A 24,916-nucleotide genomic window follows, 5' to 3' on the forward strand; every position below is an offset into this window, starting at 1 on the left:
CTGCGACCCTGCCGGGGTGAGCGACAACGCCCATCCCCTCCTGCCCGCGGCGACACCGCTGCTCCTGGGCGACGGCGGGAGCGTGCAGGTCGGTGGCGTCGACTCGACCGACGGGCTGCTCCTCGAGCCCGCCGTCGGTCTGGCTCCGCTGCTCCGCGGCCTCGACGGCCGCCGTTCGCAGCGGGCCGTGCGGGCCGACGCGGTCCGCGACGGCCTCGACCCCGGTCTGGTGGACGCGGCGCTGGACGCCCTGCGCGCGGGCGGCCTGCTGACCGACCTGGACGCCGCCGACCTGATCGCCATCGGCGCCGGCCCGGGCGCGGCCGCACGGGCGGCGGTGGAGCTGCCCGCGGCGGCCGCCGTCCCCCGCTCCTCGTCCTGGCGCGCGCGCCGACTGGCCACCGTGGTGGTCGAGGGCGCGACCCGCGTCGGCACCCCGCTGGCGGCGATCCTGGCCGCCAGCGGGGTCGGCCGGGTCGTGGTCCGCGACACGGGCGTGGTCACCGCCGCCGACGCGGTCGTCGGCGGGCTGACCGCCGCGGACGAGGGGCGGCCCCGTGCGGTGGCGGCCGCGGACGCGGTCCGCAGGGTGAGCCCGCTGACCGATCTCGGGCCGCTGCCGGCGGGCCTGCGACCCGACCTGACCGTGCTGACCCGGCCGTGGGCGGCCTCGGACCCGCTGGTGCCGGCTCTCGCCGGCACCCATCTGGTCGCCACCGTGCGGGGCGAGACGGGGGTGGTCGGACCGCTGGTCGTGCCCGGCGCCACCAGCTGCCTGCGCTGCGGGGACCTGCACCGCCGGGATGCCGACGCGCGCTGGCCCCGGCTCGCCGCCCAGCTGACCGCGACGGAGCCCCCGCCCAGCGGCGCCACCCTCACCTGCTTGCTCACCGCGCTCCTCGCGGCCGGCCAGGTGCTCGCCGTGCTGGACGGGTCCGGCGCGCCGGCGACGCTCGACGCCACCGTCGAGCTCCGACCACCCGATCTGCTCCCCCGCCTGCGGCGATGGCCACCCCACCCGTCCTGCGACTGCGGCGCGGCCGATCACCGGGAGGCCACCTCCGAGGACTGCCCCGAGGCGCTTCCCGGCACGACACCGGTGGATCAGGCAACAATGGGCCGCTGAACGAGCTCACGGGCTCACCGGACACGACACGGCACCGCCACCACACGGCGCCGGCGAGGAGGACGCGTGAGCGACGAGCGACCGGTGATGCCGCGGGGATCGGTCGCGCGGACCGCACGCCTGGCGTCCCTTCCCCTGGGCGCCGCCGGCCGGGCCACGCTGGGGCTGGGCAAGCGCCTGTCGGGGCAGTCGGCGGACACGGTGAACGCCGAGCTCCAGCAGCGCACCGCCGAGCAGCTCTTCGCGGTGCTGGGGCAGCTCAAGGGCGGCGCCATGAAGCTCGGCCAGACGCTCTCGGTGTTCGAGGCCGCGGTGCCCGAGGAGATGGCGGCGCCCTACCGGGAGGCGCTCACCAAGCTGCAGGAAGCGGCGCCCCCGATGCCGGTGCGCACTGTGCACGGGGTGCTGGCCCAGCAGCTCGGCGGCACGTGGCGGCAGCGCTTCGCCGAGTTCGACGACGCGCCGGCCGCGGCGGCCAGCATCGGGCAGGTGCACCGGGCCACCTGGCGGGACGGGCGCGACGTCGCGGTGAAGATCCAGTACCCGGGCGCGGCGACGGCGCTGATGAGCGACCTCAACCAGCTGGCCCGGTTCGCGCGGCTGTTCGCCGCAGTCTTCCCCGGGCTGGACGTCAAGCCGCTCATCGCCGAGCTGAAGGCCCGCGTGGTCGAGGAGCTGGACTACGGGCTGGAGGCCGACGCCCAGCGGGCGTTCGCCGCCGCGTACGCCGGTGACGAGGAGATCGCGGTCCCACGGGTGGTGGCCAGCGCTCCCAAGGTCGTCGTCTCGGAGTGGATCGAGGGCACCCCACTGTCCCGGATCATCACCACGGGCAGCCGGGAGGAGCGCGACCACGCCGGCCGGCTGCTGGCCACGCTGCACTTCTCCGCGCCCCAGCGCGCCGGGCTGCTGCACGCCGATCCGCACCCGGGCAACTTCCGCCTCCTGCCGGACGGGCGGCTGGGGGTCATCGACTTCGGCGCGATCGCGCGGCTCCCCGACGGCCATCCCGAGCCGATCGGGCGGCTGCTGCGCTGGGCGCTGGACGGGCGCGCGGCCGAGGTGCTGGCCGACCTGCGCACCGAGGGGTTCGTGCGGCCGGGGGTGGATGTCGACGCCGACGCGGTGCTCGACTACCTGCGACCGCTGCTGGAGCCGATCGCCGGGCACCACTTCCACTTCACCCGCGCGTGGATGCAGGAGCAGGCGATGCGGATCGGCGACCCGCGGACCGACGCCAACCGGCTGGGCCGGCAGCTCAACCTGCCCCCGGCCTACCTGCTCATCCACCGGGTGTCGATGGGCTCCATCGGCGTGCTCTGCCAGCTCGACGCGGCGGCCGACTGGCGCGCCGTCCTGGAGGAATGGCTGCCCGGCTTCACCGAGTGACATCCGGTCGGGCACCTGCTGGGTGCCCGACCGGACGCCACCTCGCTGCGCTCAATAGACCGAGGCGCTGGCGCGCGCGGCCCGGCGGACCGCGCGTTCGGCGCGACGGGCGGACCGTCGCGCCAGGTAGAGACGACGGGCGCGGCTGGCGGCCATCGCCTCGGCCTGCAGCTCCTGCATGCGGCTGCGGGCCATCTCGTGTTCGAGCATGTACATGGCGGGTTCCTTCGCTGGGGTCGGCGGCCGGGCCGCCGGGATGCCGGATGTGGTGGTGGGGGTGGGCGCCGCCGGGCTCATGCGGCGACCACCTTGCGGGGGCGACCGCGGGGCCGCTTCCGGGCGATGACCGCCCCCCGCTCGAAGATCTCGCCGCCCCAGACGCCCCATGGCTCGGCGCGCGACAGCGCACCGGCCAGGCACGCCTCCCGGACCGGGCAGTCCCCGCAGAAGCTCTTGGCGAGCTCCAGCTGGTCCGGGCTCTCGGCGAACCACAGCTCGGAGTCCTCCACCCGGCAGGGCAGGGGACGCCGGACCGGCGCGGGTGACAGCGGTGGCCGCGGTCGCCGCGGGTGGGGGCTGGTCGACGACGTGGCGCCGTCGGTCCAGGTGAGCCCGGGCCGGCGGTGGGACGTCGGGCGGTCGATCGTCTGCTGCACTGCCGCTCCTCCTCGTACTCGTCGGGTACGGCCGGCGGGGGTCCGCCGACCGAAGTCGGCCGGGTGCCGCGGAGCAACGAGAAAGGCCGCGGATCCCGGGGTTCGGGTTCCGCGGCCTCGAGGAGGACCGGCGAGCGGCTAGCTCAGCGGTCTCCCGGGGGAACGGATCCCGAGGGTGGTGCTGTCGTGCTGGGGCAGGTACGTGGGCGCGAGAAAGCGCTCGACGGTGCGCAGCGACTTCGGGCGCCGGACGGCGACCGGGGCGACGCGGGACGAGCCCGTGCCGGCGGTCGAACCGATCAGGCCGGTGGCCACGGCACCGCCCGTGCAGGCGGCGACGGGCAGACCGGTGCCCTGGATCGGGGTGGCGGGACCGGACATGATCAGGCCACCCTCGCGCACATCGGCGCCGCCCCGGACGAGGAGGTCGGAGGCAGCGGCGGTCCAGGTGATGCTGGTCATCGAAGCTCCTCCTCCTTCCTGGGTCCGCGCTCCGGCCGGTCGGCCGGGCGCGCAACGGGGCGCATCTCGTGTGCGACGGGACACTATGACCCCGCCGGAATCCGGGTCAATCGAATTAATCGCGATTCCTCCGGACGGAGTTCCCGCCGGTCTCGAAACCGCCTGCCGTCGCCCTCGGCGACGGCGTCCTCACCTGTTCAGCCGGTGACGGCGGCCAGCACGTCCTCGCCGTAGAGCTCCAGCTTCCGGGCGCCGATGCCGGGCAGCCCGGAAAGCTCGCGGAGGCTGCCGGGCCGGGTCTCGGCGATGGCCTGCAGCGTGGCGTCGGTGAAGACCACGTACGCCGGCACCGACGCCGACTGGGCGGCCTGGCTGCGCCAGGCGCGCAGTCGCTCGAACAGCTCGCCGGCCTCGCCCTCCAGCACCACCTTGGGGCGCTTGGCCGGACGGCGGGCCGGCGGGGCGGTGGGTCCGGAGTCCGGCGCGAGGCCGTCGAGGAACCGGCTGCGCGGCCGGGAGCGCCGGCCGCCCGGGTTGCGGGCCAGCGACCAGGAGAGCGTCAGCTGCTCGCGGGCTCGGGTCACCGCCACGTACAGCAGCCGCCGTTCCTCCTCCACCGCGACCGGCCGGCTCAGCGACTGGGCGATCGGCAGCACGCCGTCCACCAGCCCGACGACGAAGACGACGTCCCACTCCAGGCCCTTGGCGGCGTGCATGGAGGCCAGGGTGACGCCCTGGACGGTCGGCGCGTGCTGCGCGTCCGCCCGGCCGGCCAGGTGGGTGACGAAGCCGGCCAGGTCCAGGGACGGGTTCTCGGCGACCAGGTCGACGGCGAGGTCGACCAGCGCGGCGAGGGACTGCCAGCGGTCCCGCGCCGCTCCCCCGGCCGGAGGGCGGTGCTCCACCCAGCCGGTGGAGGCCAGCACGTCGCGGACGGCGGGCACGAGCATGCCCGGGTCGTTCCCCCCGGCCGCTGCCCCGCGCAGCAGCAGCACCGCCTCCCGGACCTCGGGCCGCTCGAAGAAGCGCTCCCCGCCCTTGAGCACGTAGGGCACCCCGGCGTCGGCCAGCGCCGACTCGTACACCTGCGACTGCGCGTTGATCCGGAACAGCACGGCGATCTCGGCGGCGGGTGTGCCGTCGTCGATCAGGGCCTTGCACCGGGCGGCGACCGCGGCCGCCTCGGCGGGCTCGTCGGGGTGCTCGACGAAGGTCGGCTCGGGGCCCTGCGGCCGCTGGCCGAGCAGGCGGAGGCCGGGCAGGCCCTTGCGCGGCGGCGCCTGGCCGATCAGCCGGTTGGCCAGCCCGACCACCTGGGGCGTCGAGCGGTAGTCCCGCTCGAGCTTCACCACGGCCGCGTCGGCGTATCGGTCGGCGAACCCGAGCAGGTAGTCGGGGTCGGCGCCGGTGAAGGAGTAGATGGTCTGGTTCGGGTCACCCACCACGCAGATCTCGGCGCGGCCGCCCAGCCAGGCGTCGAGCAGCCGCTGCTGCAGCGGGTTGACGTCCTGGTACTCGTCGACGACGAAGTGCCGGTACTGCGCGCGCACCTGGCGGGCGACGTCCGGGTGCTCCTCGATGGCGTAGGCGGTGACCAGCAGCAGGTCCTCGAAGTCGAGCGCGCCGTCGCGCTGCTTGGCCGACTCGTAGCTGGCGTAGACGGCCGCCACCGCGGCGGGCTCGAAGGGGGCCTCGCGCCCGGCCGCCTTCGCGCGGGCCGGGTAGTCCTCGGGCGTGGCGAGGGTGGTCTTCGCCCACTCGATCTCGCTGGCGAGGTCGCGCAGGCTGGTCCGGTCGGTGGTCAGCCGGTTGCGCGTGGCGGCGGAGGCGACCACCCGCAGCTTGTTCTCGATCAGCCCGGGCATCGGGCCGCCGAGCACCCGTGGCGCGAAGTAGCGCAGCTGGCGCATCGCGGCCGCGTGGAAGGTGCGGGCCTGCACCCCGCCCACGTCGAGCGCGGCCAGGCGGGTGCGCAGCTCACCGGCCGCCCGCGCGGTGAAGGTGACCGCCAGCACCTGCTCCGGGACGTAGGTGCCGGTGTGCACGCCGTAGGCGATCCGGTGGGTGATCGTGCGGGTCTTCCCGGTGCCGGCACCGGCGAGGATGCAGACCGGCCCCGACACCGCGTGCGCCGCGGCGCGCTGCTCGTCGTCGAGGCCGTCGAGCACGACCTCCGCGTCCGCATGCGGCATCTCCGGCGTCCCTCCGCGTTTCTCGCCCACTCGTCCCCCGGGCGCCGTCGGCCCCCCGGACGATCCTCCCAGCCGGCACCGACGGCGGCGGGAAGCATCCCCAGGAGCAACTCGTTGGCATGCACACACACGCCACCCCGTCCCGGGGCTGGACCCGCCAGGCACGAACAGGGAGACTCCCCGCGATGACCACGACCCCCGGCGCCCCCGTCACCATGTACACCACCACGTGGTGCGGGTACTGCGTGCGCCTCAAGAAGCTGATGCAGCGCGAGGGCATCCAGTTCGCCGAGGTCGACATCGAGACCGATCCGCAGGCCGCGGACCTGGTCATGCAGGCCAACGGGGGAAACCGCACCGTCCCCACGCTGGTCTTCACCGACGGCAGCGCGCTGACCAACCCGAGCATCGACGCGGTCAAGGCCCAGCTCGCCCAGCTCCCGGAGGCGTGAGTTCCCGTGGTCCCCGGCCCCTGGCCCTCCGACGGACCCGACGGGCCCGCGTCCCCTGACGCGGTGCCCCTCCGTCCGGAGGGACCGGGGTGCCCGCCGGGTGAGGACCGGCCGCGGATCGCGCTCACCCGGGTCACCCGCGGCTGGGTCGTCGTCCCCCTGCCTGCCGGAACGGTCGGCGGTGACCCGGTGGACGGCCTCGTCGAGGGCATGACCCTGGCCGACCTGGTGGCCGACGAGCTGGGCGCGCGGCCCGAGCCCGACCGCACGGCGCGGCGAGCGGCGCGCGGCCCGGCCGGTCCGCCCGCCGATGCCGATCCGGTGGACGCACGGATCGCGGCGCTGGAGCGCACCGTCGCCCAGCTCGAGCACGCGCTGGCCTCGCGCGTGGCCACCGAACGCGCCATCGGCGTGCTCGCCGAGCGGCAGGGCGTGAGCCTCCGGACGGCGTTCGAGGGGCTGCGCCGGGAGGCGCGCACGCAGGGCCGCCCCGTGGTCGAGCTCGCCCACGAAGCCCTCGGGAGCCTGGTGCCGGACGCGGTCGCTCCTGCCGACGTCCCCGCTCCGGTCCCCGCGCCCCCGGCAGCCACCCTGCGACCGGTCCCGGTGCCCACCGGTGCCGTCGCCACCGCGGACGGCCGGTCCTGACCCGGCCGGAGCCGCTGTCCCCCGACGCCCTCGCCGACCGGCTGGCCGGCCTGCTGGCGGACGTGCCCGCCGAGCCGGGTGCGGCGGCGCTGCGCGTCGCCGTGGACGGCCCCGAACTGGCCGCGCCCGAGCTCCTCGCCGCCGCGATCGCCGATCGCCTCCCCGCGCTGGGCCGCGGCGCCGTCGTCGTCCCCGCCACCGGCTTCTACCGGCCGGCCTCGCTGCGGCTCGAGCACGGCCGGACCGACCCCGATGCCCGCTACACCGACTGGCTGGACGTGAACGCGCTCAACCGCGAGGTCCTGGCCCCGGTCGGTCCCGGCGGGTCGGGCGAGTACCTGCCGGTGCTCTGGGACCTGGAGCGGGACCGGGCCGCCCGGCTGCCACGGCAGCCGGTGCCGGCCGGGGCCGTGCTGCTGGTGGCCGGTGCGCTGCTGCTGGGGGCCGGCCTCGCCCTGGACGTCGTGGTGCACCTGCAGGTGGGCCCTGCCGCACGGCGGCGGCGCACCGCGCCGGACGACGCGTGGGCGCTACCGGCCTACGACCGCTACGACGACGAGGTCGACCCGGCTGCGCTGGCCGACGCCGTCGTGCTGGCTGACCACGCCGACCGCCCGGCACTGGTGCTGGGCGGCCGCCTCACCGGTTGATCGTCAGCCGAGTTCGCCCTGGACCCACCGGTCGAGGATGTGCCGGGCGATCGAGATCGACGGCGGGATCGCGAGCTGACCGTCGGGGGTCCGCAGCTCGTCCCGGGTGAACCAGCGCGCCTCCTCGATCTCGGTGGGATCGAGGTGGAGCTCCTGGTCGCCGTCGACGCGGGCGACGAAGCCGAGCATCAGCGACTGCGGGAACGGCCAGGGCTGGCTGGCGACGTAGCGGACGTCGGTGACCCGCAGCCCGACCTCCTCCGCGACCTCCCGTGCCACCGCCGCCTCGGCCGACTCCCCCGGCTCGACGAAGCCGGCGAGGATGGAGAACCGCCCGGCCGGCCAGGTCGCCTGCCGGCCGAGCACCACGCGGTCGGCCCCGTCGTGGACGAGCATGATCACGGCGGGGTCCACGCGCGGGAAGAACTCGATCCCCGTCGTCGGGTCGCGCTGCGTCCAGCCGGCCCGTTCCACGGTGGTCGGTGCGCCGGTGAGCGGGCTGAACCGGTGCCGCTCGTGCCACTCCAGGATGCCGATCGCCTGGACGAGCAGGCCGGCGTCCAGGTCGCCGAGCGCGGTGCCGAGATCACGCAGCCCGGCCCAGAGGTCCACCGGGCGGCCGTTCACCGTCAGCGCCCGCTCCCCCCGGACGGCGGCGTAGGGCACGCCGCCGTCCTCGCCGAGGTAGACCGCTCCGGCCGGCAGCGCCGGGCGCTCGTCCCACACCAGGACCGGGCCGGTCGGGCCTTCCTGGACCGGCACGGTGCGCTGGGCGTCGACGGTGAGCACCCGCACGGGACGGCCACCGGTCGGGTCGGGCAGCAACCGGGACAGGTGTGCCCGGTCGTGGCCGACGCGGGAGAGCAGCGGGCGGCCGTCGTCGGCGCGGGACCCGGGGGTCATGCCTGCTCGCCGCTCCCGGTCACGGTGACCGGCGCCAGTGCGCCGAGCTGGTCGGCCACCCGGCCGGCGTCACCGACGACGACGGCGGTCAGCGCCTCGGGCGCCAGGTAGCGGGCGGCGGCCGCCTGCACCTGGTCCACCGTGACGGCGGTGAGGTCGCGCTGGTGGGTGGTCAGCCAGTCGGCCGGCAGGCCCACGCCCAGCAGCGCCGACAGGGTGCTGGCCAGGCCGGCGTGGGTCGACGTGGACAGCGCCATGCTCCCGAGGATGTAGCGCCGGGCGGCGTCGAGCTCCGCCTCGGTGACCGGGGTCAGCGCCATCCGGCCCAGCTCGTAGAGGGTCTCCAGCATCGCCGGGCCGGTGACCTCGGTGGCGACGTCGGCCTCCACCAGGAACGACGACGAGGCGCGCTGGTGCTCGATACCGCTGCGCGGGCTGTAGCTGTACCCGCGGCGCTCGCGGATGTTCTCCACCAGCCGGGAGGAGAAGTAGCCGCCGTGGACCATGGCCGCCAGCCGGGCCGCCGGCAGGTCCGGGTCGGTGCGGCTGGGTGCCGGCCCGCCCAGCCGGAGGTTGGACTGCACCGCGCCCGGGCGGTCGACCAGCTCGATCCCGTCCGGGCGCTGCTCGGCGACCGGCGGCGTCTCGACCGCCTTGCCGCTGCCGCCCCACCCCTCGAGGGTGGCGGCGACGGTGTCGGCCGCCTGACCCGGGTCGAGGTCCCCGACCAGCACGAGGATGCTGCCGGCCGGCAGCACGCGCTCCCGGTGCAGCCGGCGCAGCGCCGGGGCGCGCACCGCGGCGACCAGCTCGGCGTCGGGCAGCTGGATGGCGTACGGGTGCGCGCCGTACCGGCGGGCGGCCAGGGCGGTGCGGGCGATCGTGCCCGGCTGCGTGCGGGCGATCGCGATCCGCTCGGCCAGCCGGTCGCGCTCGCCGTCGACCTGGCCGGCGGGGTAGGCGGCGCCGGTCAGCAGCTCGGCGAGCAGCTCCAGCACCGGACCGAGCCCGCCGGGGAGGAGCGTCGTCCCGAAGATCAGCCGGTCGGCGTCGGTGCTCACGGAGAGCTCGGCGCCGTGGCTCTGCAGCAGCTGGGCGATGTCGGTCTGGTCGTGCTGCGCCGTGCCCAGCAGCACCGCACCGGACAGCACGGCGCCCCGGGCGGCGTGCACGCCGGCGTTGCGGGCGCCGGCCGCGGCGAACGGCACCCGCAGCCGCAGCTCGACCAGCGGGACGCCCGGCCGGGGCACCATGACCACGCGCAGCCCGTTGGCCAGCGTGGTCTCCTGCGCGACCGGCGTCGGGTGCGGCCGGGGCTCGCCCAGCGGCGGAATGATCGAGCTCTCCAGGGTGGTGGTCATCGGGCGCCCCCCGCCGGTCGCAGCTCGAGCACCGCGGCGGTGCCCGGATCCAGCCCGCGGGCCGCCACCTGGACGGCCTGCGGCGTCACCGCGGCGAGCCGCGCGGCCAGCTCGCCGGCCAGCTCCGCGCGGCCGTGGACCAGCTCGGCCGCGGCGAAGGCCAGCGTGCGACCGAGCACCGAGTCGGCCTGCTGGAGCAGCTGCGCCTCGATGCGCGCCTGGACCCGGCGCAGCTCGTCGGCGTCGACGCCGTCCTCGGCGATGCGGGCGATCTCCTCGTGCACCGCGGCCATGACGCGGTCGGCGGGGACCGCGGCGGGGTGGTGCACCTGGGTGGTGAGCAGGGTGGCGTCGCGGACGTCGAACGGGTCGCCGAACAGGCCGACGTAGCTGCTCTGCGCGATCGCGGTCCGGTCGTCGTGGATCAGCCGGCGCTCCAGCCGGGAGGCGTCGCCCTCGCTGAGCACCTCGGCGAGCAGGACGCTGCCCAGGTAGGTGTCGAAGTCGCCGACCGGGTCGGGCACGCGCCAGCCGATGGCCAGGGCGGGTGCGGTGGCCAGCGGGTCCTCGACGACCGCCGAGCGGACCGTGGTGGGCGAGGGCTCCCCGGTGTAGGGCAGCGGCGGGACGTCGCGGCCGGCGATCGGCCCGAACCAGCGGCGCACCATCTTCTCGGTCTCGGCGACGTCGAGGTCGCCACCGATGCAGAGCACGGCGTTGCCCGGGGCGTAGTACCGGGAGAAGAAGTCGGTGGCGTCGTCGACCGTGGAGGACTCGAGGTCGACGAAGGAGCCGTAGCCGTCGTGGGTGTTGGCGAAGGTCTCGAACGCGACCTGCGGCAGCTGCAGCCAGGGGAAGGCGCCGTAGGGCCGGTTGAGCACGTTGACCCGGATCTCCTCCTTCACCACGTCGATCTGGTTGCGGAGGTTCTCCTCGGTGATCGCCGGGGCGGCCATCCGGTCGGCCTCGAGGAAGAGCGCGCGCTCCAGGGCCTCGGTGGGGAGCGCCTGGAAGTAGTTCGTGTAGTCCTGGTGCGTCGAGCCGTTGAAGGTGCCGCCCGCGGCCTGCACCAGCCGGGCGTGCTCCATCTTCGCGACGTTGGCCGACCCCTGGAACATCATGTGCTCGAAGAGGTGGGCGAAGCCGGTGCGGCCCTCGGGTTCGTTGCGCATCCCGACGTCGTAGTAGACGCTCACCGCCACCACGGGCACGCTGCGGTCGGGGGCGAGGACCACCCGCAGACCGTTGTCCAGCGTGAATCGTTCGATCGGGTGCCGCAGGGTCAGTTCGGTCCCAGCTGCAGTCACGGTTCCCGACAGTAGCCGCGCCCGAGTGCGTGCCGCCGTCTGGTGCACCCGTCCGGGGTGGGCCACCGGGGTCGGGCAGCATGCTCCTGTGACCGAGCCGCAGCCACGCCGGGCCGGACCCGACGACGTCGGTGGACTCATGGAGCTCCGGGCAGCGATGTTCGCCGCCATGGGCACCGACCCGGGCGGCCCGGAAGCTGCCTGGCGGACCTCGGCCGGTGACTGGTTCGCCACGCGACTGGCCACTCCGGACGGCTTGGCCGCCTACGTCGTCGACGACCCTGCGACGGGGCGGATCGTCAGTGGCGCGGCGGCTGGATACGTGCACTGGGCGCCCGGGCCGGCGAACCCCGGTGGTCTGCGGGCGGAGCTGTTCAACGTGTCGACGCTGCCCGGATGGCGGGGACACGGATACGCCCGGGCGTGCGTCGAGGCGCTGCTGGGCTGGCTGCGGGAGGAGACCGCGGTGGGCACCGTCGTCCTCTCGGCCACCGCGACCGGCAGCGGCATCTACCGGGCGCTGGGCTTCACCGAGGCATCCCACCCCAGCATGCGCCTGACGATCCCGCGCTAGCGGCACCGGCCACTCGATGGACCGAGGGTGCCGGCGCGGCCCCGGTCGTCAGAGCACGTCGACGGCGCCGACGACCTGGTCGATGACGCCGTACAGCTCGGCGTGGGTGTTCGGGATGGAGACGTAGAGCAGCGCGGGCGCCGGGCGGCCGACGTCGATCAGCAGCACCGCGGCGCGCTCGCCGGAGGCGTCGTACCCCTCGACGTCCCAGCTCAGCGCGAACTCGTAGAGGTGGGCGGGGTGGCCGTCGACGGTGCGGGGCTCGTTCCGCAACACCTCCCGCTCGTTGGGACCCGGGTAGTAGTTGCGCCGGACGCTGTCGGCCACCACGGCGGTCGCCGCCGCCAGGCTGGCGGGTCCGGAGTAGGCGAACGCGTCGAGCAGCGGTCCCGACGTGCACTGCGAGACGAACGTCGTGCCGTCCGGGGTCAGCTCCTGGGTGGTGAAGTACTGACCCGCCGTCTCCGTCGTCTCGAACTGCCCCCACAGCGCCCACTCGCTCCAGCCCTCGCCCAGGTACGGGTAGGAGATGCCGGCGGCCTCGTCGAAGATCCGCACGGTGCCCGGCGGGAACGCCGGCCCGGCAGCCGGCGGCGGGACCGACCCGAGGTCCTGCGCGGCGGTGGTGCCGGTCCCCTGGTCGCCCTCCGGGCGCAGCACCAGCACGGTGACGACGACGGCCACGACGAGCGCCAGCACCGAGCCGGCCGCGACCAGCGGGCGGAACCACGGGCGCGCGGCTCCGGGTGCGGAGGGCGCGGCCGCCGCCGCCGGCTGCGGTGGCTGCGGGCGAGCGGGCGTGCGGTGCACGGCCACGCCGGGACCGGCGGGCATCATGACGTCGGACCAGCCCGTGCCGTCCCACCAGCGGACGGTGTCCGGGACACCGCTCGGGTCGGGGTACCACCCCGGCGCGGCGTCCTGCTCCACTCCGACCACGCGATCAGCCTAGGGCGTCGTCCGTCCCCGTCACCGGAACCGGTGGCCACCCGAGGAGGTCGCCGTGCACCCGGGAGCTGCGCCGGACCAGGCGGTCGTCCTCCGGCTGCGCGCAGCCGGGTGCGTGTTCGCCGAGGAGGAGGCCGTCCTCCTCGCGTCCGCGGCCGCGGACTCCCGCGAGCTCTCCCGGCTGGTCGACCGGCGGGTGGCCGGGACGCCGCTGGAGCAGCTGCTGGGCTGGGCGGAGTTCTGCGGCCTGCGGATCGCGGTGGCGCCCGGGGTCTTCGTCCCCCGCCGGCGGACCGAGCTGGTGGTCCGCGAGGCGGTCGCGCTCGCCCGGCCGGGTGCCGTCGTCGTCGACCTGTGCTGCGGCACCGGCGCGGTGGGTGCGGCGCTGGCGGCCGCCGTCCCGGGGATCGACCTGCACGCCGCCGACGTCGACCCCGCGGCGGTGCACTGCGCCCGGCGGAACCTGCCCGGCGTGCCGGTGCACGAGGGCGACCTGTACGCCGCCCTCCCCGCACCGCTCGCCGGCCGGGTCGCCGTCCTCACGGCGAACGTGCCGTACGTGCCCACCGCGGCGATCGGGCTGATGCCGCCGGAGGCGCGCGACCACGAACCGCGGGTGGCCCTGGACGGCGGCGAGGACGGGCTGGCACTCGTCCGCCGGGTGGTCGCCGACGCCCCGGCCTGGCTGGCTCCCGGCGGCGCGGTGCTGTTCGAGTGCGGCGACGCCCAGGCCGGCACCGCGATCGACGTCGTCACCGCTGCCGGGCTCGCCGCCCGCGTGGTCACCGACGACGACCTGGGCGCGACCGTCGTCGTCGGCCTCCTCGCCTAGCGCAGTCGCGCGGCCGCCAGCTCGCGCCAGAGGTGGGCCGCGGCCTCCGCGCCGCGGTACAGCATCGGCAGCAGCACCCGCTCGTTCGGCGAGTGGATGCGGTCGGTGGGCAGGCCGGCGCCGAGGAACAGCAGCGGGGCCCCCAGCGCCTCGACCAGGTCGGCCTCGGGCCCGCTGCCGCCCTCCCGGGTGAACAGCACCTCCTCCGGCGCGGTGTCGAAGGCCTGGCCGATGGCCGACAGCAGCGCAGCCATCGCCGGGGAGTCGAGGTCGCTGGCGCAGGGCGAGACGCCACCGGGCGGGGTGTGCACCTCGGCCTCGATGCCGGCCGGGACGCGCGCCGCCACCCAGTCGCGCAGCATCGGCCCGACGTCCTCCGGCCGCTGGTCGGAGACCAGCCGGAAGGTGATCTTGGCGTGCGCCTCGGCCGGGATGATCGTCTTGTGGCCCGGGCCGGTGTAGCCGCCCCACATGCCGTTGACCTCGGCGGTGGGCCGGGCGCCGGTGCGCTCCAGCGTGCTGAAGCCCGCCTCGCCGTACGTCGCCCGCGAGGCGGCCGGACCGGCCAGCCACCCCTGCTCGTCGAAGGGCACCCGGCTCATCAGCTCGCGCTCGCGGTCGGTCAGCGGGCGCACCCTGTCGTAGAACCCGGGCAGGGTGACCCGGCCCTGGTCGTCGTGCAGCTCCGCCACCAGCTCGGCGAGCGCGTGCAGCGGGTTGGGGACGGCGCCGCCGAAGGAGCCCGAGTGCAGGTCCACGGCCGGGCCGCGCAGGGTGATCTCGGCGTCGGCCAGGCCGCGCATCGCCGTCACGGCGCTGGGCACGTCGGGGGCGGCCATCCCCGTGTCGCTGACGACGACGACGTCGCAGTCCAGCCGGTCGCGCTTCTCCTGCAAGAGGGCGGCGAAGTGCGGGGAGCCGGACTCCTCCTCGCCCTCGATCAGCAGCTTGACGGTGACGGCGGGGGTGTCCCGGCCGGTGGCGGCGAGGTGCGCGCGGATGCCGAGCAGGTGGAAGGCGACGTTGCCCTTGTCGTCGATCGCGCCGCGGGCGTGCAGCTCCGGCCCGTCGGGGCCCTCGACGCGGGTCGGCTCGAACGGCGGGTGCTCCCACAGCTCCGGCGGGTCGACCGGCTGGACGTCGTGGTGGCCGTAGACCAGGGCGACGGGTGCGCCGGCGTCGGCCGACGGCCACTCGGCGAAGACCGCGGGCGCGCCGGGGGTCGCCCAGATCTCGACCGTCGGGAAGCCGACGCGGCGCAGCGCGTCGGCCAGCCACGTCGCGCTGGCGGCGACGTCGCGGGAGTGCGCGGGGTCGGCCGAGATCGACGGGATGCGCAGCCAGGCGTCGAGGTCGGCGTGCAGGTCGTCGAGGTGGTCGAGGACGAAGTCGCGTTCGGCGCTGGTCACGGTCCCCGACGGTAGTGCCGGGCGGGAACCGGCCGTGCGCCGTGTCCGGCCGCCGCGCGGCGCTCGGGGCTGGTGAGCCAGCGGAAGACACCCCGCTCGACCGCCTCGGCGACCGCGACCGCGACCAGCTGCACGCCGCCCCAGAGCGCCAGCAGCGTCCACTCCTGACCGGCCAGCGGCGCCTGCATGTCCCCCAGCTCGTGCAGGACGACGGCGAGCAGCAGCGAGGAGAGCAGGGCCAGCGCCACCAGGGCGTGCACCGCGGCGATCCAGACGTTCGGGCGGGAGCGGGTCATCGTCGACTGCCGGCGCAGCCGCCGGTAGCAGACGATCCCGTAGCCGAGCCCGAGCACCGCGCTGACCGCGAACAGGTCCCGCGCCTGCCACGACGGGGCGACCCCACCCCCGGTCGCGGTCGAGTCCAGGATCAGCGCCGGGGCGACGACGACCGCGGCCGCGGCCGCCCCGTAGCCGGCGGCCGCGCCCTCGCGGACCGCCCGGCGCGCCCGCGCCCGCCTGCTCACCGGCCCTCGCGGGCCCGCAGCGTGAACCGGTCGACCAGACCGCCGTCGGGCCGGATGCACCGGGCGGTGAGCCGGTCGCCGTCGACCTCGACGTGCAGGTACTGCAGCACCGACTCGGCCGCCGCGGTGATCCGGGTCGGACGCACCGGGGTGAGCTTCGCGCCGCCACCGCTGACCACGTAGGTGATCCCGTTCAGCGGCACGGTGCGCTCGTAGTTGTGGTCGTGGCCGGTCAGCACCAGGTCGACGGCGTGCCGCTCGAGCACCGGGACCAGCATGTCCTCCGCTCCCGGCGTCGCCCCGTGGCGGCCCGAGGAGTACGGCGGGTGGTGCAGGCAGACCACCTTCCACTGGCTCGCCGACGTGCTCAGCGCGTCGTCGAGCCAGTCGAGCTGCGTCGAGGCGTCGTCGCCGAACAGGCCGGGCGTGCTGGAGTCGAGGTAGAAGAAGTCCACCGGGCCGTGGGTGGACCGGTAGTAGCGCGACGGCGTGCCCAGCAGCCGGAGCTCGGTCTCGATCTCCTCGAGCCGGGCGTCGCTGAAGTAGACCTCGCCGTCGTGGTTGCCGATGGCCAGCTCGACGTCCACCCCGGCCTGGATCAGCGGTCCGTAGGGGCGGAGGAAGACGTCGTCGAACCGGTCCTCGATCTTCCCGTAGTAGCAGATGTCGCCGAGGTGGGTGATCAGCCCGTACGGGTTCGCCTCGTAGTCCTGGGCCATCCGCGCGGCCACGGCGACCGCCTGCCGGCCGCCGGTACCGGTGTCCCCGACGGCGGCGAAGGTCAGCCGGTCGGGCGTGGTCGTCCAGGCCTGCCGGGGCAGGACGAACTCGGGCGTCCGGCCGGGAACGAGGTCCTCCCGGCTCAGCAGCGGCCAGACCTGGTCGGCGAGGACCCCACCGGTGAGGGCCGCCCCGCCCACGCCGGCGGCCGCCGCGAGGAACTGTCGTCGGGTCAACGGCATGTGGGGTCCAACGCGGCGGCGCCGCCGGGACGTTCCCGGAGGGCGCGGTCGCCGCGCGGGACCGTTAGCGTCCGGGGCATGCCCGGAGAACTGCTGCGCACCGATGTCGGCGACCTGACCTTCGACGTGCGCGTGGACGGCCCCGAGGACGGCCGGCCGGTGCTGCTGCTGCACGGCTTCCCGCAGACGTCCGCGTCGTGGGCGGCGGTGACGCCGCTCCTGACGCAGGCCGGGCTGCGCACCTACGCGCCGGACCAGCTGGGCTACTCCCCCGGCGCGCGGCCCGCCGAGGTCGAGGCCTACGCCATGCAGAACCTGGCGCAGGTGACCGCGGACCTGATGACGGCGCTGGAGATCCCGGTGGCCGACGTCGTCGGGCACGACTGGGGCGCGAACGTGGCGTGGACCGTCGCCGCCTGGCACAGCGACCGGGTGCGGTCGCTGACGGCGGTGTCGGTGCCGCACCCGGCCGCCTACACCGCGGCGTTCCGCATCGACCCGGAGCAGAAGGAGCGGTCGGCCTACATCCGGCTGTTCTGGCAGCCGGGCAAGGCCGAGGAGGTGCTGCTCGCCGACGACGGCCGGCGGCTGCGCCGGATGCTGCTGGGCGCCGAGGGCGAGACGGGGGTCTCCCCCGAGGCCGCCGACGAGTACGTGTCCGCGCTGTCCGCGCCCGGCGCGCTGACCGCGGCCCTCAACTGGTACCGCGCGATGAGCTCGGACATCCGCGTGGACAAGGTCGAGATACCGACCACCTACGTGTGGAGCGACGCCGACGTCGCGATCGGCCGCACCGCCGCCGAGGCGTGCGCGGAGTTCGTCAGCGGCGACTACCGGTTCGTGGAGCTGCCCGGCATCACGCACTGGGTCCCGGAGCAGGCCCCCGAGCAGCTGGCCGCCGCGATCCTGGATCGCGTCGCCTCGACCTGACGCCCGGCCACGGCGGCGGGCCCGGCGTTCCCGCGGGAACGTCTCGCGGCTGGACGCTGCCGCCCCGCGGGCCGACTCAGCGCTGGTCGCGGCGCAGGGGATGCTCCTCGGGGATCTCGACCAGCGCGATCCGGACGCCGTCGGGATCCTCGATCCACATCTCGACCAGTCCCCACGGCTCCAGCCGGGGCGGCTGGGTGACCGTCACGCCGGCCGCCGCCAGACGACGGTGCTCGGCGGCGACGTCCCGGATCTGCAGCCACAGGGCCAGGCCCTCCGGGCGTTCCGCTGACCGGCCGGAGACCTCCAGCAGCCCGTTCCCCAGGAAGAAGACCACTCCCGGATGCTCTGCCGGGCCGAACTCGCGGTACACCGCTAGCCCGAGGACGTCCCGGTAGAACGACTGCGACCGCCGGGTGTCCGACGGTCGCAGCAGGATGCGGCTGCTCAGGACGTCCATGGCGCCATCCTCGTCCACCCGACGGGGGGCGTGCCATGGGCCTGCGGGCAGGGGGACCTCGTCAGCGAGCGAGGAAGACGTCGTGCTCCGCACACCCGGCCGGGACGGTCACGCCCGCGACGTCGAAGGGGCCGGGCTCCACGTCCTGGGAGGAGTGTTCGAGGACGAAGCCACCTGCGACCTCTACCTGGTCACCGAGGCCGTAGGTGCCGTGGCCGGGGACGTCGATCGTCACCGGGTCCTCGTCGACCACCTCGGTACCGGAGGGCCAGACGATCACGTAGCCACCGGCGCCGAGGCAGCCACCGACGACCTCCAGCCGGCCACCACCGAGCGCGTCCATGCCGGCCTCTGCCTGCTCGGCGACGAGAACGGTCACGTCGCCTGCCGAGACCACCTCGCCACCACCGCACGCGGCGAGGAGCGGCACGGCGCTCGACGCGAGGAGGGCCCGCACGGTGCACCGCGGCGACAGGTCCATCGCGCCCTCCAGGTTGCTCGTCCGGACGGTCCCGTTCCTCCCCGGCGCATGACACGCGTATGGAAGCGCGGGCGGGCCGGGCGCCGCAACGACCCGGGGCGCGAGACGTGCCCGTGCACCCCGGGGTCGATCAGCTCGTCCCGGTGACCAGGGCCAGCAGGCCGGCCTCGTCGAGCAGGTCGACGGGACGCACCGTCTCCTTGGCCGCGACGTGGTGGAAGCCGGCGCTGACCCGCTCCACCGGCACCCCGGTCAGCCGGGACCAGCCCAGCCGGTAGGCGGCCAGCTGCACCCCGACCGCGGCCAGCTCCGCGCCGGACGGCGGCGGCCCGGTCTTCCAGTCGATGACCTCGTAGCCGCCGTCTCCCCGCTGGAACACCGCGTCGATCCGGCCGCGCAGGGTCAGCGGCCCCAGCGGCGTCTCGAACGGCACCTCGACCTCGACCGGCTGACGGTCGGCCCACTCGCTGGCGAGGAAGGCGGCACGCAGCTCCTCCAGCTGGTCGTCGGGCGCGGCCAGCTCGTCGCCGGAGCCGGGGAGCTCGTCGAGGTCGACCAGCCGGGCGGCGCCGAACCGCTCCTCCAACCAGGCGTGGAAGGCGGTTCCCCGGCGCGCCTGCGGGGCGGGCGCGGCGGGCATCGGGCGGCGCAGCCGGCGGGCCAGCTCGGCCGGGTCCCGCCGCAGGGTGACCAGCGCCGACACCGACAGGTGGGACGGCAGCGGCACCTCGACGGTCGGGCGGGTCGCGGCCGCGCGCTCGCGGAGCAGCAGGTCGGCGTCGCGCACCCACTGCTCGACCAGCTCGTCGGGGTCGCCGAGGCTGCGCTCGGGGTCCAGCGGGTGCGGCGCGGCGCCCTCGACCAGCTGGGCGGCGGCGGTCAGCGCGCGACGGCGCGGCTCCGACAGCGGGTCGGCCGGCCACACCCCGACCGGCCACTCCTCCAGCGCCGGGTTCGTGGCACCGTCCTCCGGGGCGGGGGCCCAGTGCACGACGGTGCCGGCGCCGGCCTCGCACGCCTCCTTGGCGGTGTGCAGCAGGGACGACGGCCCGCACGGCCTGATGCCGTCGCGCCACCAGCTGCCCGAGCACAGCAGCAGCCGTTTGGCGCGGGTGACGGCGACGTAGCCGAGCCGGATCTCCTCGTCGCGGCCGAAGTCCTTCCAGTCCTGGACGTACTGCTCCAGGGCGTCCCGGACCACCGCCTGGTCACCGGATCCGGGCACGGGCAGCTTCAGGCGGGGCAGCTCCGCGCGGTCGGTGAGCCGGAGGTCGACCGGGACGGCGCCCGGGTCCTTGATCCAGGAGTCGCTGGCGTTGCTTCGCGCGGGGAACTGGTCGACCGTCATCCCGGGCACCGCGACGACGTCCCACTCCAGCCCCTTCGCGGAGTGCCCGGTGAGCAGCTGCACCGCCTCGGGGTTGACGGCCACCTCCCCTGGCTCCAGCCCGCGCTCGCGCTCCTCGGCGTCGCGCAGGTAGCCGAGGAAGGCGGGCAGCGAGGGCAGCTCGGCCAGCTCGGTGAACTCCGCGGCGACCCCGTGCAGCGCGTCCAGGTGCGCCCGCGCACCGGCCGGGCTGACCCCGGGCGCGCTGGCGAGCTCGGTCTCCAGCCCGAGGGTGCGGGCCACCTCGTCGACCAGGTCGGGCAGTGAGTCGCCGATCCGGGTGCGCAGGTGCGCCAGTTCGCCGCCCAGCCGGCGCAGCCGGCGGTAGCCGGTCGGCGAGTACTGGGCGGCGTCGCCGAGGTCGTCGATCGCCTCGACGATGCTGCCCCGCTCCTGAGGCGGTTCCGCCGTGGCGGCCGCGGCCTCCTCGCCCTCGGTGGGCGGGGCGGGGCGGCGGGAGTGCACCAGTGCCCGCGCCCGGGCCTCGAGCGCCGCGAGGTCCCGCGGGCCGATCCGCCAGCGCGCCCCGGTGAGCAGCCGGCCCATGGCGTCACCGGCCGTGGGGTCGACGAGCACGGTGAGCGTGGCGACGACGTCGGACACCTCGGGCACCTCGAGCAGCCCTCCGAGGCCGACGACCTCGACCGGGAGCCCGCGCTCGCGCAGCGCCGCGGCGATGCCGGGCAGCTGCTTGCGGGTGCGCACCAGCACCGCCATCGAGGGCTGGCGGCCGTCGGGCCGCGGTGACAGGGCGGCGTCCCGCCCCTCCCAGCAGGCCGCGAACCGGTCGGCCAGCGCGGCGGTCTCGTCCGCGACGGTCTCGTAGAGGCCGACGGTGACCGAGCCGCGGCCCGCGGTGGGCGCGGGGGCGAGGTCGGGCAGCGGGGAGGCCGGCTCGGGCAGCATCCCGGAGACGGCGTTGGCGACGGCGAGCACCGCCTCGTCGTTGCGCCAGCTGGTGGCCAGGGTCAGCCGCTCGGCCCGGCGGCCGGGGAGGCCCGGGAAGGTGCGGGCGAACCGTTCGATCGTGCCGGCCGAGGCCCCGCGCCAGCCGTAGATGGACTGGCGGGGGTCGCCGACGGCCAGCACGGGGTGCCCGGTGTCGCCGCCGAAGAGCGCCTCGAGCATGCGCAGCTGGCCGACGCTGGTGTCCTGGTACTCGTCCAGCAGCACCACCTGCCAGCGCGCCCGCTCGCGGCGGCCGACCTCCGGCGAGGCCACGGCGATCCGCGCGGCGTAGGACACCTGGTCGGCGTAGTCGATGGAGCCCATCGCCCGCTTGCGGGCCTCGAACGCCTCGACCAGCGGCAACAGCGCCACCCGGGCGCGCTGCCGGGCGAGCATCTCGGTGACCGCGGCGTAGGGCCCCCTCTTCTTCGGGGCGTCGGGGTAGCCGGCGATCTGCGCCTCCAGCCGCGCCGTCCACGCGCGCAGCGCGGCGGGGGTGACGTCGTGCTCGCCCATCTCGGCGGCCAGCGCGAGCACGTCCTCGACGGTGGTGAGCAGGGAGAGCGGGACGTCGGACATGTCACCGGTCCAGGCGGCCACCGCCGTCGTCGCCTGGCCCCAGCACATCGCCGGGCCGAGCACGCCGGCACCGGGTTCCACCCCGATCCGGAGCCCGTGCTCGGCGACCAGGGCCGCCGCGTAGCCGTGGTACGTCGACACCGTCGGCTGGGCGATCCCCAGCCGCTCCTTGAGCTCGACCTCGGTGTCCGGGTGGCGGGCGAGCGCACCCAGCCGCAGCCGGATCCGCTCGTTCAGCTCGCTGGCGGCCTTGCGGGTGAAGGTGAGCCCGAGGACGGCCTCGGGGGCGACGATCCGGTTGGCCACCAGGTAGGACACCCGGGCGGCCATCGTCTCGGTCTTGCCCGAGCCGGCGCCGGCGACCACGACCAGCGGTCGGTCGGTCGGCGCGCGGACGACGCCGGCCTGCTCGTCGGACGGCGCGTAGGACAGCCCGCAGCGCTCGGCCACCTCCGCCGGCGTGAGCAACCGGCGCGGCGCCGCCTGCGGTGCCACGGCCTCCGCCAGGAGGTCGTCGAAGGACAGCTGCGCGTCGTCGCTCATCCGGTCACCTGCCGTCCGCGCTCCTGCAGCGGGCAGCTGCGCCGGGCCGGGCAGCGCGAGCAGTGGGTGCCGGTGCGCACCTCGAAGGTGCCGGCCCCCATCCCGTCCCCGACCTCGGCCACCAGCTTGCCCGCCCAGGTCTCGTCCAGCGGTACGTCGGCGGGCAGCGGCTCCTGGTGCTGCTCCTTGGCCTTCGCCCCGGTGCCGACCTGCAGCAGCGCGGCACCGCCGGGCACCGTGCCGTGCTCGGCGAACCCGCCGGCGGCGATCGCCACCTGGTAGGCGGCCAGCTGGCCGTGCTCCTCGGTGTTCTTGGCGGCGGTCTTCCCGGTCTTGAGGTCGACGACGACCAGGCGCCCCTCGGCGTCCCGCTCCAGCCGGTCCACCTGACCGCGGATGCGCGCCCGGCCGACCACGACGTCGACGTTGCCCTCCGCGGTGAGCAGCTCCCGGCCGTTGGCGGCGTGCCAGCGGAGGAAGCGGTCGAGCATGTCCTGGGCCTGCACGCGCTGCCGCTGGTCGGCCCAGCCGGGGCCGAGGTCCAGCTGGTCCAGCTCGGCGTCCAGCACCGCGCGGGCATCGACGGGCGGCAGCCCCTCGGCGACCTGCTGGGCGACCGCGTGCACCGCCGTCCCGACGGTCCGGGTGGCGTCGGGCGAGGACTCGGCGCCGACCGCGCCGAGCACCCAGCGCAGCGGGCAGCGCTGGAAGGTCTCGATGGCCGAGGGCCGTACCCGTACCGGCTCCTCCTCGGGGACCAGCGGCGCGTCGTCGGACAGCGGCGCGAGCCCCCACCAGCGGGCGGGGGCGGCTCCGGCCACGCCCTCGTCGGCCAGCCGGCGCAGCAGCGCCGCCGCCGCGGAGCGCCGGGCCGGGGGCGTGTGCGGGTCGGTGACCGCCCGGCGCAGCTCGGCGACCAGCGCCGGCAGGGTGAGCGCGCGGGGCAGCTCGGTGAGGGGGCGGCCGTCGGCCGGGGGCGGCTCGACGAGGTCCAGGAACCGGGAGGCGGTGGCGCCCGCGTCCGCGCCGTCCAGCGCGCCCTCGATGGCGGTGACGACGAGCCGACGGCGGGCGCGGGTGGTGGCCACGTAGAACAGCCGGCGCTCCTCGGCCAGCGCCAGCGTGCGGCGGTCGGTGCCGGCGGCGTCGATGCCCGCGGCCTTCTCGACCAGCACCTCGGCACCGAGCAGCGACGCCCGCTCCCGCAGGTCGGGCCAGACGCCCTCCTGCACACCGGAGACGCAGACCAGGTCCCACTCCAGCCCCTTGGCGGCGTGCGCGGTGAGCAGCCGGACGGTCTCGCCGGCGGCTCCCCGGGCCGCACCGGTGTCGCCCGGCAGCTCCTGCGCCGACAGGTGGGCCACGAAGGCCCGGACGTCGGCCGACGGCAGCCGGTCGACGAACCCGGCGGCGGCGTCGAACAGCGCGACTACGGCGTCCAGGTCGCGATCGGCCACGGCCCCCGACGGACCGCCGGCGGCGCTGGCCCGCGCCCAGCGGGGCGCCAGGCCGCTGCGCTGCCACATCGCCCACAGCACGTCCTCGGCGGTGCCGTCCTGCGCGAGCGCCAGCCGGCCGGCGGCCATGACCGCGGACACCCGGGCGGCCGGCCGGGCCAGGTGCTCGGGCAGCGCCTCCAGCAGCGCCTCGTCGGCGAGCGCGTCGGCCAGTGGCCTGCCCCGCTCAGCGGCGTCGATGCCCCGCTTGGCCTGGGCCACCCGCACCGCCCGGCGCAGCCGCCGCAGGTCGAGCACCGTCGCGCCGCCGAGCGGGGAGGCGAGCAGCGCCTCGGCTCCCGGCTCGTCGAGCCCGGTGGGCTCGCCGTCGGGGCGCGGCAGCAGCGCCGAGAGCGCGTGCAGGAAGGGGGCGACCGCGGGCTGCGCGGCGAGCGGCAGGTCGTCGGTGGAGACGGTGACCGGCACGCCGGCGGACGAGAGCGCCCGGCGGAACGGGCCGAGCACCCCGGCGGTCCGCACGACCACGGCCATCTGCGACCACGGGACGCCGTCGAGCAGGTGCGCCCGGCGCAGGACGTCGGCGACGTAGGCCGCCTCGACGGCGGCGGACCCGAAGACGTGCACCGCCGCCTCTCCGGGAGGTGTCGACTCCCCCGCCGTCAGCCGGCGGTGCTCCCAGGGGCCGGGCAGCCCCTCGGCCACCGTGCGGCTGATCCGCAGCAGCTCCTCCCCCGACCGCCGGCAGACACCCAGCGAGACCCGGCCGGCCGGGCGCCCGTCGGTGTGCGGGAACCGGTCGCAGAACTCCACGATGCCGCGGGGCTCGGCGCCGCGGAAGGCGTAGATGGACTGGTCCGGGTCACCGACCGCGACCAGGTTGCCGCCACCCCCGGCGAGCAGCGCCAGCAGCTCGACCTGCGCCGGATCGGTGTCCTGGTACTCGTCGACGAACAGCCAGCGGGCCCGCTCGCGCTCCTGGCGCAGCAGCTCCGGGTCCTCGCTCAGCTCCAGGATGGCCTGGCGGACCAGCTCCGCGGGGTCGTAGCCGGAGGCGTCACCGCGGGAGGCGACCCAGAAGTCGCTGACGTTCTCGTACTGCTGCTGGAACGCGGCGGCGTGCACCCAGTGCTCGCGGCCGGTCTCACGGCCCCAGGCGGCCAGGCGGGCGGGGCCGATCCCCCGCTCGGTCGCGCGCAGCAGCAGCTCGCGCAGCTCCGCCCGGAAGCCCTCGGTGGCCAGCGCCGGCGCGAGGTCGTCCGGCCAGCGGACGGTGCCCACGCCCTCGGCGTCGCCGCGCAGCAGCTCCGCCACGACGGCGTCCTGCTCCGCGGAGGTGAGCAGACGCGGCGGCGGGTCCCCCCGCAGCACGGCGGCGCGGCGCAGCACGCCGTAGGCGTAGGAGTGGAAGGTGCGGGCCAGCGGCTCCCGGATGGTGCGCGCGACCCGCGAGGTGATCCGGGTGCGCAGCTCCGCGGCGGCCTTGCGGCTGAAGGTGAGCACCAGGATCTGCTCGGGATCGATCCCGGCGTCGATCCGGCGGGCGACGGCCTCGACGATCGTCGTCGTCTTGCCGGTGCCCGGGCCGGCGAGCACGAGCAGCGGCCCGCCGGGGTGGTCGACGACCGCCTGCTGGGTCGGGTCGAGCGACGGCGCCGTGGTGCGCGGCGGCTCCCCCGGGAGCAGCCGGTAGACCGGACCGCTCTCACCCCCGTGCTGTGCCACCCCCCGATGGAAGC

23 protein-coding genes are annotated in these 24,916 nt (G+C 76.0%); 8 read left to right on the forward strand and 15 right to left on the reverse strand.

What is annotated here, in order from left to right:
* Window positions 1–16 precede the first annotated feature (16 nt).
* Together ACI79T_RS06575 and ACI79T_RS06580 are read left to right on the forward strand one after the other, a co-directional pair.
* Window positions 17–1,126 (forward strand): ThiF family adenylyltransferase, encoded by a 1,110-nt coding sequence (locus tag ACI79T_RS06575; RefSeq protein WP_456609239.1) that lies wholly within the window; start codon window positions 17–19, stop codon window positions 1,124–1,126.
* Window positions 1,127–1,192: 66 nt separating this feature from the next.
* Window positions 1,193–2,515 carry an ABC1 kinase family protein gene (locus ACI79T_RS06580; protein ID WP_456609240.1) on the forward strand — a complete coding sequence of 441 codons (1,323 nt, stop codon included), beginning with the start codon at window positions 1,193–1,195 and terminating at the stop codon, window positions 2,513–2,515.
* A 51-nt stretch (window positions 2,516–2,566) separates the two neighbouring features.
* Here ACI79T_RS06580 and ACI79T_RS06585 read toward each other — a convergent pair whose 3' ends face one another.
* The 4 genes from ACI79T_RS06585 to ACI79T_RS06600 all read right to left on the reverse strand — a co-directional run bounded on the left by ACI79T_RS06585 (window position 2,567) and on the right by ACI79T_RS06600 (window position 5,825).
* Window positions 2,567–2,731 carry a hypothetical protein gene (locus ACI79T_RS06585; RefSeq protein WP_456609241.1) on the reverse strand — a complete coding sequence of 55 codons (165 nt, stop codon included), beginning with the start codon at window positions 2,729–2,731 and terminating at the stop codon, window positions 2,567–2,569.
* 77 nt (window positions 2,732–2,808) lie between these two features.
* The gene (locus tag ACI79T_RS06590) at window positions 2,809–3,171 is read right to left on the reverse strand and encodes a WhiB family transcriptional regulator (RefSeq protein WP_456609242.1); all 363 of its coding nucleotides are present in this window, start codon (window positions 3,169–3,171) and stop codon (window positions 2,809–2,811) included.
* Window positions 3,172–3,309: 138 nt separating this feature from the next.
* Window positions 3,310–3,633 (reverse strand): hypothetical protein, encoded by a 324-nt coding sequence (locus ACI79T_RS06595; protein WP_456609243.1) that lies wholly within the window; start codon window positions 3,631–3,633, stop codon window positions 3,310–3,312.
* Window positions 3,634–3,830: 197 nt separating this feature from the next.
* Window positions 3,831–5,825 (reverse strand): ATP-dependent helicase, encoded by a 1,995-nt coding sequence (locus ACI79T_RS06600; RefSeq protein WP_456609244.1) that lies wholly within the window; start codon window positions 5,823–5,825, stop codon window positions 3,831–3,833.
* 185 nt (window positions 5,826–6,010) lie between these two features.
* Here ACI79T_RS06600 and ACI79T_RS06605 point away from each other — a divergent pair, with 185 nt between their 5' ends.
* The 3 genes from ACI79T_RS06605 (at window position 6,011) to ACI79T_RS06615 (ending at window position 7,575) form a co-directional block, all read left to right on the forward strand.
* Window positions 6,011–6,277 (forward strand): mycoredoxin, encoded by a 267-nt coding sequence (locus ACI79T_RS06605; RefSeq protein ID WP_456609245.1) that lies wholly within the window; start codon window positions 6,011–6,013, stop codon window positions 6,275–6,277.
* 63 nt (window positions 6,278–6,340) lie between these two features.
* Window positions 6,341–6,925, forward strand: a complete 585-nt coding sequence (locus tag ACI79T_RS06610) for an ANTAR domain-containing protein (protein ID WP_456609246.1) — start codon at window positions 6,341–6,343, stop codon at window positions 6,923–6,925.
* Between the two features lie 62 nt (window positions 6,926–6,987).
* The gene (locus ACI79T_RS06615) at window positions 6,988–7,575 is read left to right on the forward strand and encodes a uridine kinase (RefSeq protein ID WP_456609247.1); all 588 of its coding nucleotides are present in this window, start codon (window positions 6,988–6,990) and stop codon (window positions 7,573–7,575) included.
* Between the two features lie 3 nt (window positions 7,576–7,578).
* On the opposite strand, the gene nudC is transcribed toward ACI79T_RS06615, so the two are convergent.
* Genes nudC through ACI79T_RS06630 form a run of 3 tightly spaced genes read right to left on the reverse strand, consistent with a single transcriptional unit; the run spans window position 7,579 to window position 11,146 of the window.
* Entirely contained in the window at window positions 7,579–8,478 is a 900-nt protein-coding gene (gene nudC / locus ACI79T_RS06620; RefSeq protein WP_456609248.1) for an NAD(+) diphosphatase, read from the reverse strand.
* A complete protein-coding gene (locus tag ACI79T_RS06625) occupies window positions 8,475–9,839 on the reverse strand; it encodes a M16 family metallopeptidase (RefSeq protein WP_456609249.1) in 1,365 nt (454 codons plus the stop codon). Before ACI79T_RS06625 ends, nudC begins: the two co-directional genes overlap by 4 nt.
* Window positions 9,836–11,146, reverse strand: coding sequence for a M16 family metallopeptidase (locus ACI79T_RS06630; protein WP_456609250.1), 1,311 nt, complete (start codon window positions 11,144–11,146; stop codon window positions 9,836–9,838). The genes ACI79T_RS06625 and ACI79T_RS06630 overlap by 4 nt, the downstream gene beginning before the upstream one ends.
* 88 nt (window positions 11,147–11,234) lie before the next feature.
* Here ACI79T_RS06630 and ACI79T_RS06635 point away from each other — a divergent pair, with 88 nt between their 5' ends.
* The gene (locus ACI79T_RS06635; protein WP_456609251.1) at window positions 11,235–11,720 is read left to right on the forward strand and encodes a GNAT family N-acetyltransferase; all 486 of its coding nucleotides are present in this window, start codon (window positions 11,235–11,237) and stop codon (window positions 11,718–11,720) included.
* A gap of 48 nt (window positions 11,721–11,768) precedes the next feature.
* On the opposite strand, the gene ACI79T_RS06640 is transcribed toward ACI79T_RS06635, so the two are convergent.
* Complete coding sequence (locus ACI79T_RS06640) at window positions 11,769–12,659, reverse strand: DUF2510 domain-containing protein (RefSeq protein WP_456609252.1); 891 nt, start codon at window positions 12,657–12,659, stop codon at window positions 11,769–11,771.
* A gap of 64 nt (window positions 12,660–12,723) precedes the next feature.
* Here ACI79T_RS06640 and ACI79T_RS06645 point away from each other — a divergent pair, with 64 nt between their 5' ends.
* Entirely contained in the window at window positions 12,724–13,500 is a 777-nt protein-coding gene (locus ACI79T_RS06645; protein WP_456609253.1) for a putative protein N(5)-glutamine methyltransferase, read from the forward strand.
* On the opposite strand, the gene ACI79T_RS06650 is transcribed toward ACI79T_RS06645, so the two are convergent.
* Genes ACI79T_RS06650 through ACI79T_RS06660 form a run of 3 tightly spaced genes read right to left on the reverse strand, consistent with a single transcriptional unit; the run spans window position 13,497 to window position 16,395 of the window.
* Entirely contained in the window at window positions 13,497–14,909 is a 1,413-nt protein-coding gene (locus ACI79T_RS06650; protein ID WP_456609254.1) for a M20/M25/M40 family metallo-hydrolase, read from the reverse strand. The two genes, ACI79T_RS06645 and ACI79T_RS06650, sit on opposite strands and share 4 nt — an antisense overlap.
* Complete coding sequence (locus ACI79T_RS06655; RefSeq protein WP_456609255.1) at window positions 14,906–15,433, reverse strand: hypothetical protein; 528 nt, start codon at window positions 15,431–15,433, stop codon at window positions 14,906–14,908. Before ACI79T_RS06655 ends, ACI79T_RS06650 begins: the two co-directional genes overlap by 4 nt.
* Window positions 15,430–16,395, reverse strand: a complete 966-nt coding sequence (locus tag ACI79T_RS06660) for a metallophosphoesterase family protein (protein WP_456609256.1) — start codon at window positions 16,393–16,395, stop codon at window positions 15,430–15,432. The genes ACI79T_RS06655 and ACI79T_RS06660 overlap by 4 nt, the downstream gene beginning before the upstream one ends.
* Before the next feature lie 78 nt (window positions 16,396–16,473).
* Here ACI79T_RS06660 and ACI79T_RS06665 point away from each other — a divergent pair, with 78 nt between their 5' ends.
* Entirely contained in the window at window positions 16,474–17,325 is an 852-nt protein-coding gene (locus ACI79T_RS06665; RefSeq protein ID WP_456609257.1) for an alpha/beta fold hydrolase, read from the forward strand.
* 76 nt (window positions 17,326–17,401) lie between these two features.
* Here the strand turns inward: ACI79T_RS06665 and ACI79T_RS06670 are convergent, their stop codons facing one another.
* From ACI79T_RS06670 to ACI79T_RS06685, 4 genes are all read right to left on the reverse strand, one after another.
* Complete coding sequence (locus ACI79T_RS06670; protein ID WP_456609258.1) at window positions 17,402–17,785, reverse strand: VOC family protein; 384 nt, start codon at window positions 17,783–17,785, stop codon at window positions 17,402–17,404.
* A gap of 61 nt (window positions 17,786–17,846) precedes the next feature.
* Complete coding sequence (locus tag ACI79T_RS06675) at window positions 17,847–18,266, reverse strand: hypothetical protein (RefSeq protein ID WP_456609259.1); 420 nt, start codon at window positions 18,264–18,266, stop codon at window positions 17,847–17,849.
* A gap of 130 nt (window positions 18,267–18,396) precedes the next feature.
* Window positions 18,397–21,723 carry an ATP-dependent helicase gene (locus ACI79T_RS06680; RefSeq protein ID WP_456609260.1) on the reverse strand — a complete coding sequence of 1,109 codons (3,327 nt, stop codon included), beginning with the start codon at window positions 21,721–21,723 and terminating at the stop codon, window positions 18,397–18,399.
* Entirely contained in the window at window positions 21,720–24,902 is a 3,183-nt protein-coding gene (locus ACI79T_RS06685) for an ATP-dependent helicase (protein WP_456609261.1), read from the reverse strand. The genes ACI79T_RS06680 and ACI79T_RS06685 overlap by 4 nt, the downstream gene beginning before the upstream one ends.
* Window positions 24,903–24,916: the final 14 nt, after the last annotated feature.

Source organism: Blastococcus sp. SYSU DS0619, from assembly GCF_054051035.1.

Excerpts from the sequence above, each read along its gene's own strand:
- ACI79T_RS06585 (WP_456609241.1), bottom strand. The coding sequence starts at position 2,731 with ATGTACATGCTCGAACACGAGATGGCCCGCAGCCGCATGCAGGAGCTG.
- ACI79T_RS06595 (WP_456609243.1), bottom strand. The coding sequence starts at position 3,633 with ATGACCAGCATCACCTGGACCGCCGCTGCCTCCGACCTCCTCGTCCGG.
- ACI79T_RS06600 (WP_456609244.1), bottom strand. The coding sequence starts at position 5,825 with ATGCCGCATGCGGACGCGGAGGTCGTGCTCGACGGCCTCGACGACGAG.
- ACI79T_RS06605 (WP_456609245.1), top strand. The coding sequence starts at position 6,011 with ATGACCACGACCCCCGGCGCCCCCGTCACCATGTACACCACCACGTGG.
- nudC (WP_456609248.1), bottom strand. The coding sequence starts at position 8,478 with ATGACCCCCGGGTCCCGCGCCGACGACGGCCGCCCGCTGCTCTCCCGC.
- ACI79T_RS06625 (WP_456609249.1), bottom strand. The coding sequence starts at position 9,839 with ATGACCACCACCCTGGAGAGCTCGATCATTCCGCCGCTGGGCGAGCCC.
- ACI79T_RS06660 (WP_456609256.1), bottom strand. The coding sequence starts at position 16,395 with ATGCCGTTGACCCGACGACAGTTCCTCGCGGCGGCCGCCGGCGTGGGC.
- ACI79T_RS06665 (WP_456609257.1), top strand. The coding sequence starts at position 16,474 with ATGCCCGGAGAACTGCTGCGCACCGATGTCGGCGACCTGACCTTCGAC.
- ACI79T_RS06670 (WP_456609258.1), bottom strand. The coding sequence starts at position 17,785 with ATGGACGTCCTGAGCAGCCGCATCCTGCTGCGACCGTCGGACACCCGG.
- ACI79T_RS06675 (WP_456609259.1), bottom strand. The coding sequence starts at position 18,266 with ATGGACCTGTCGCCGCGGTGCACCGTGCGGGCCCTCCTCGCGTCGAGC.
- ACI79T_RS06680 (WP_456609260.1), bottom strand. The coding sequence starts at position 21,723 with ATGAGCGACGACGCGCAGCTGTCCTTCGACGACCTCCTGGCGGAGGCC.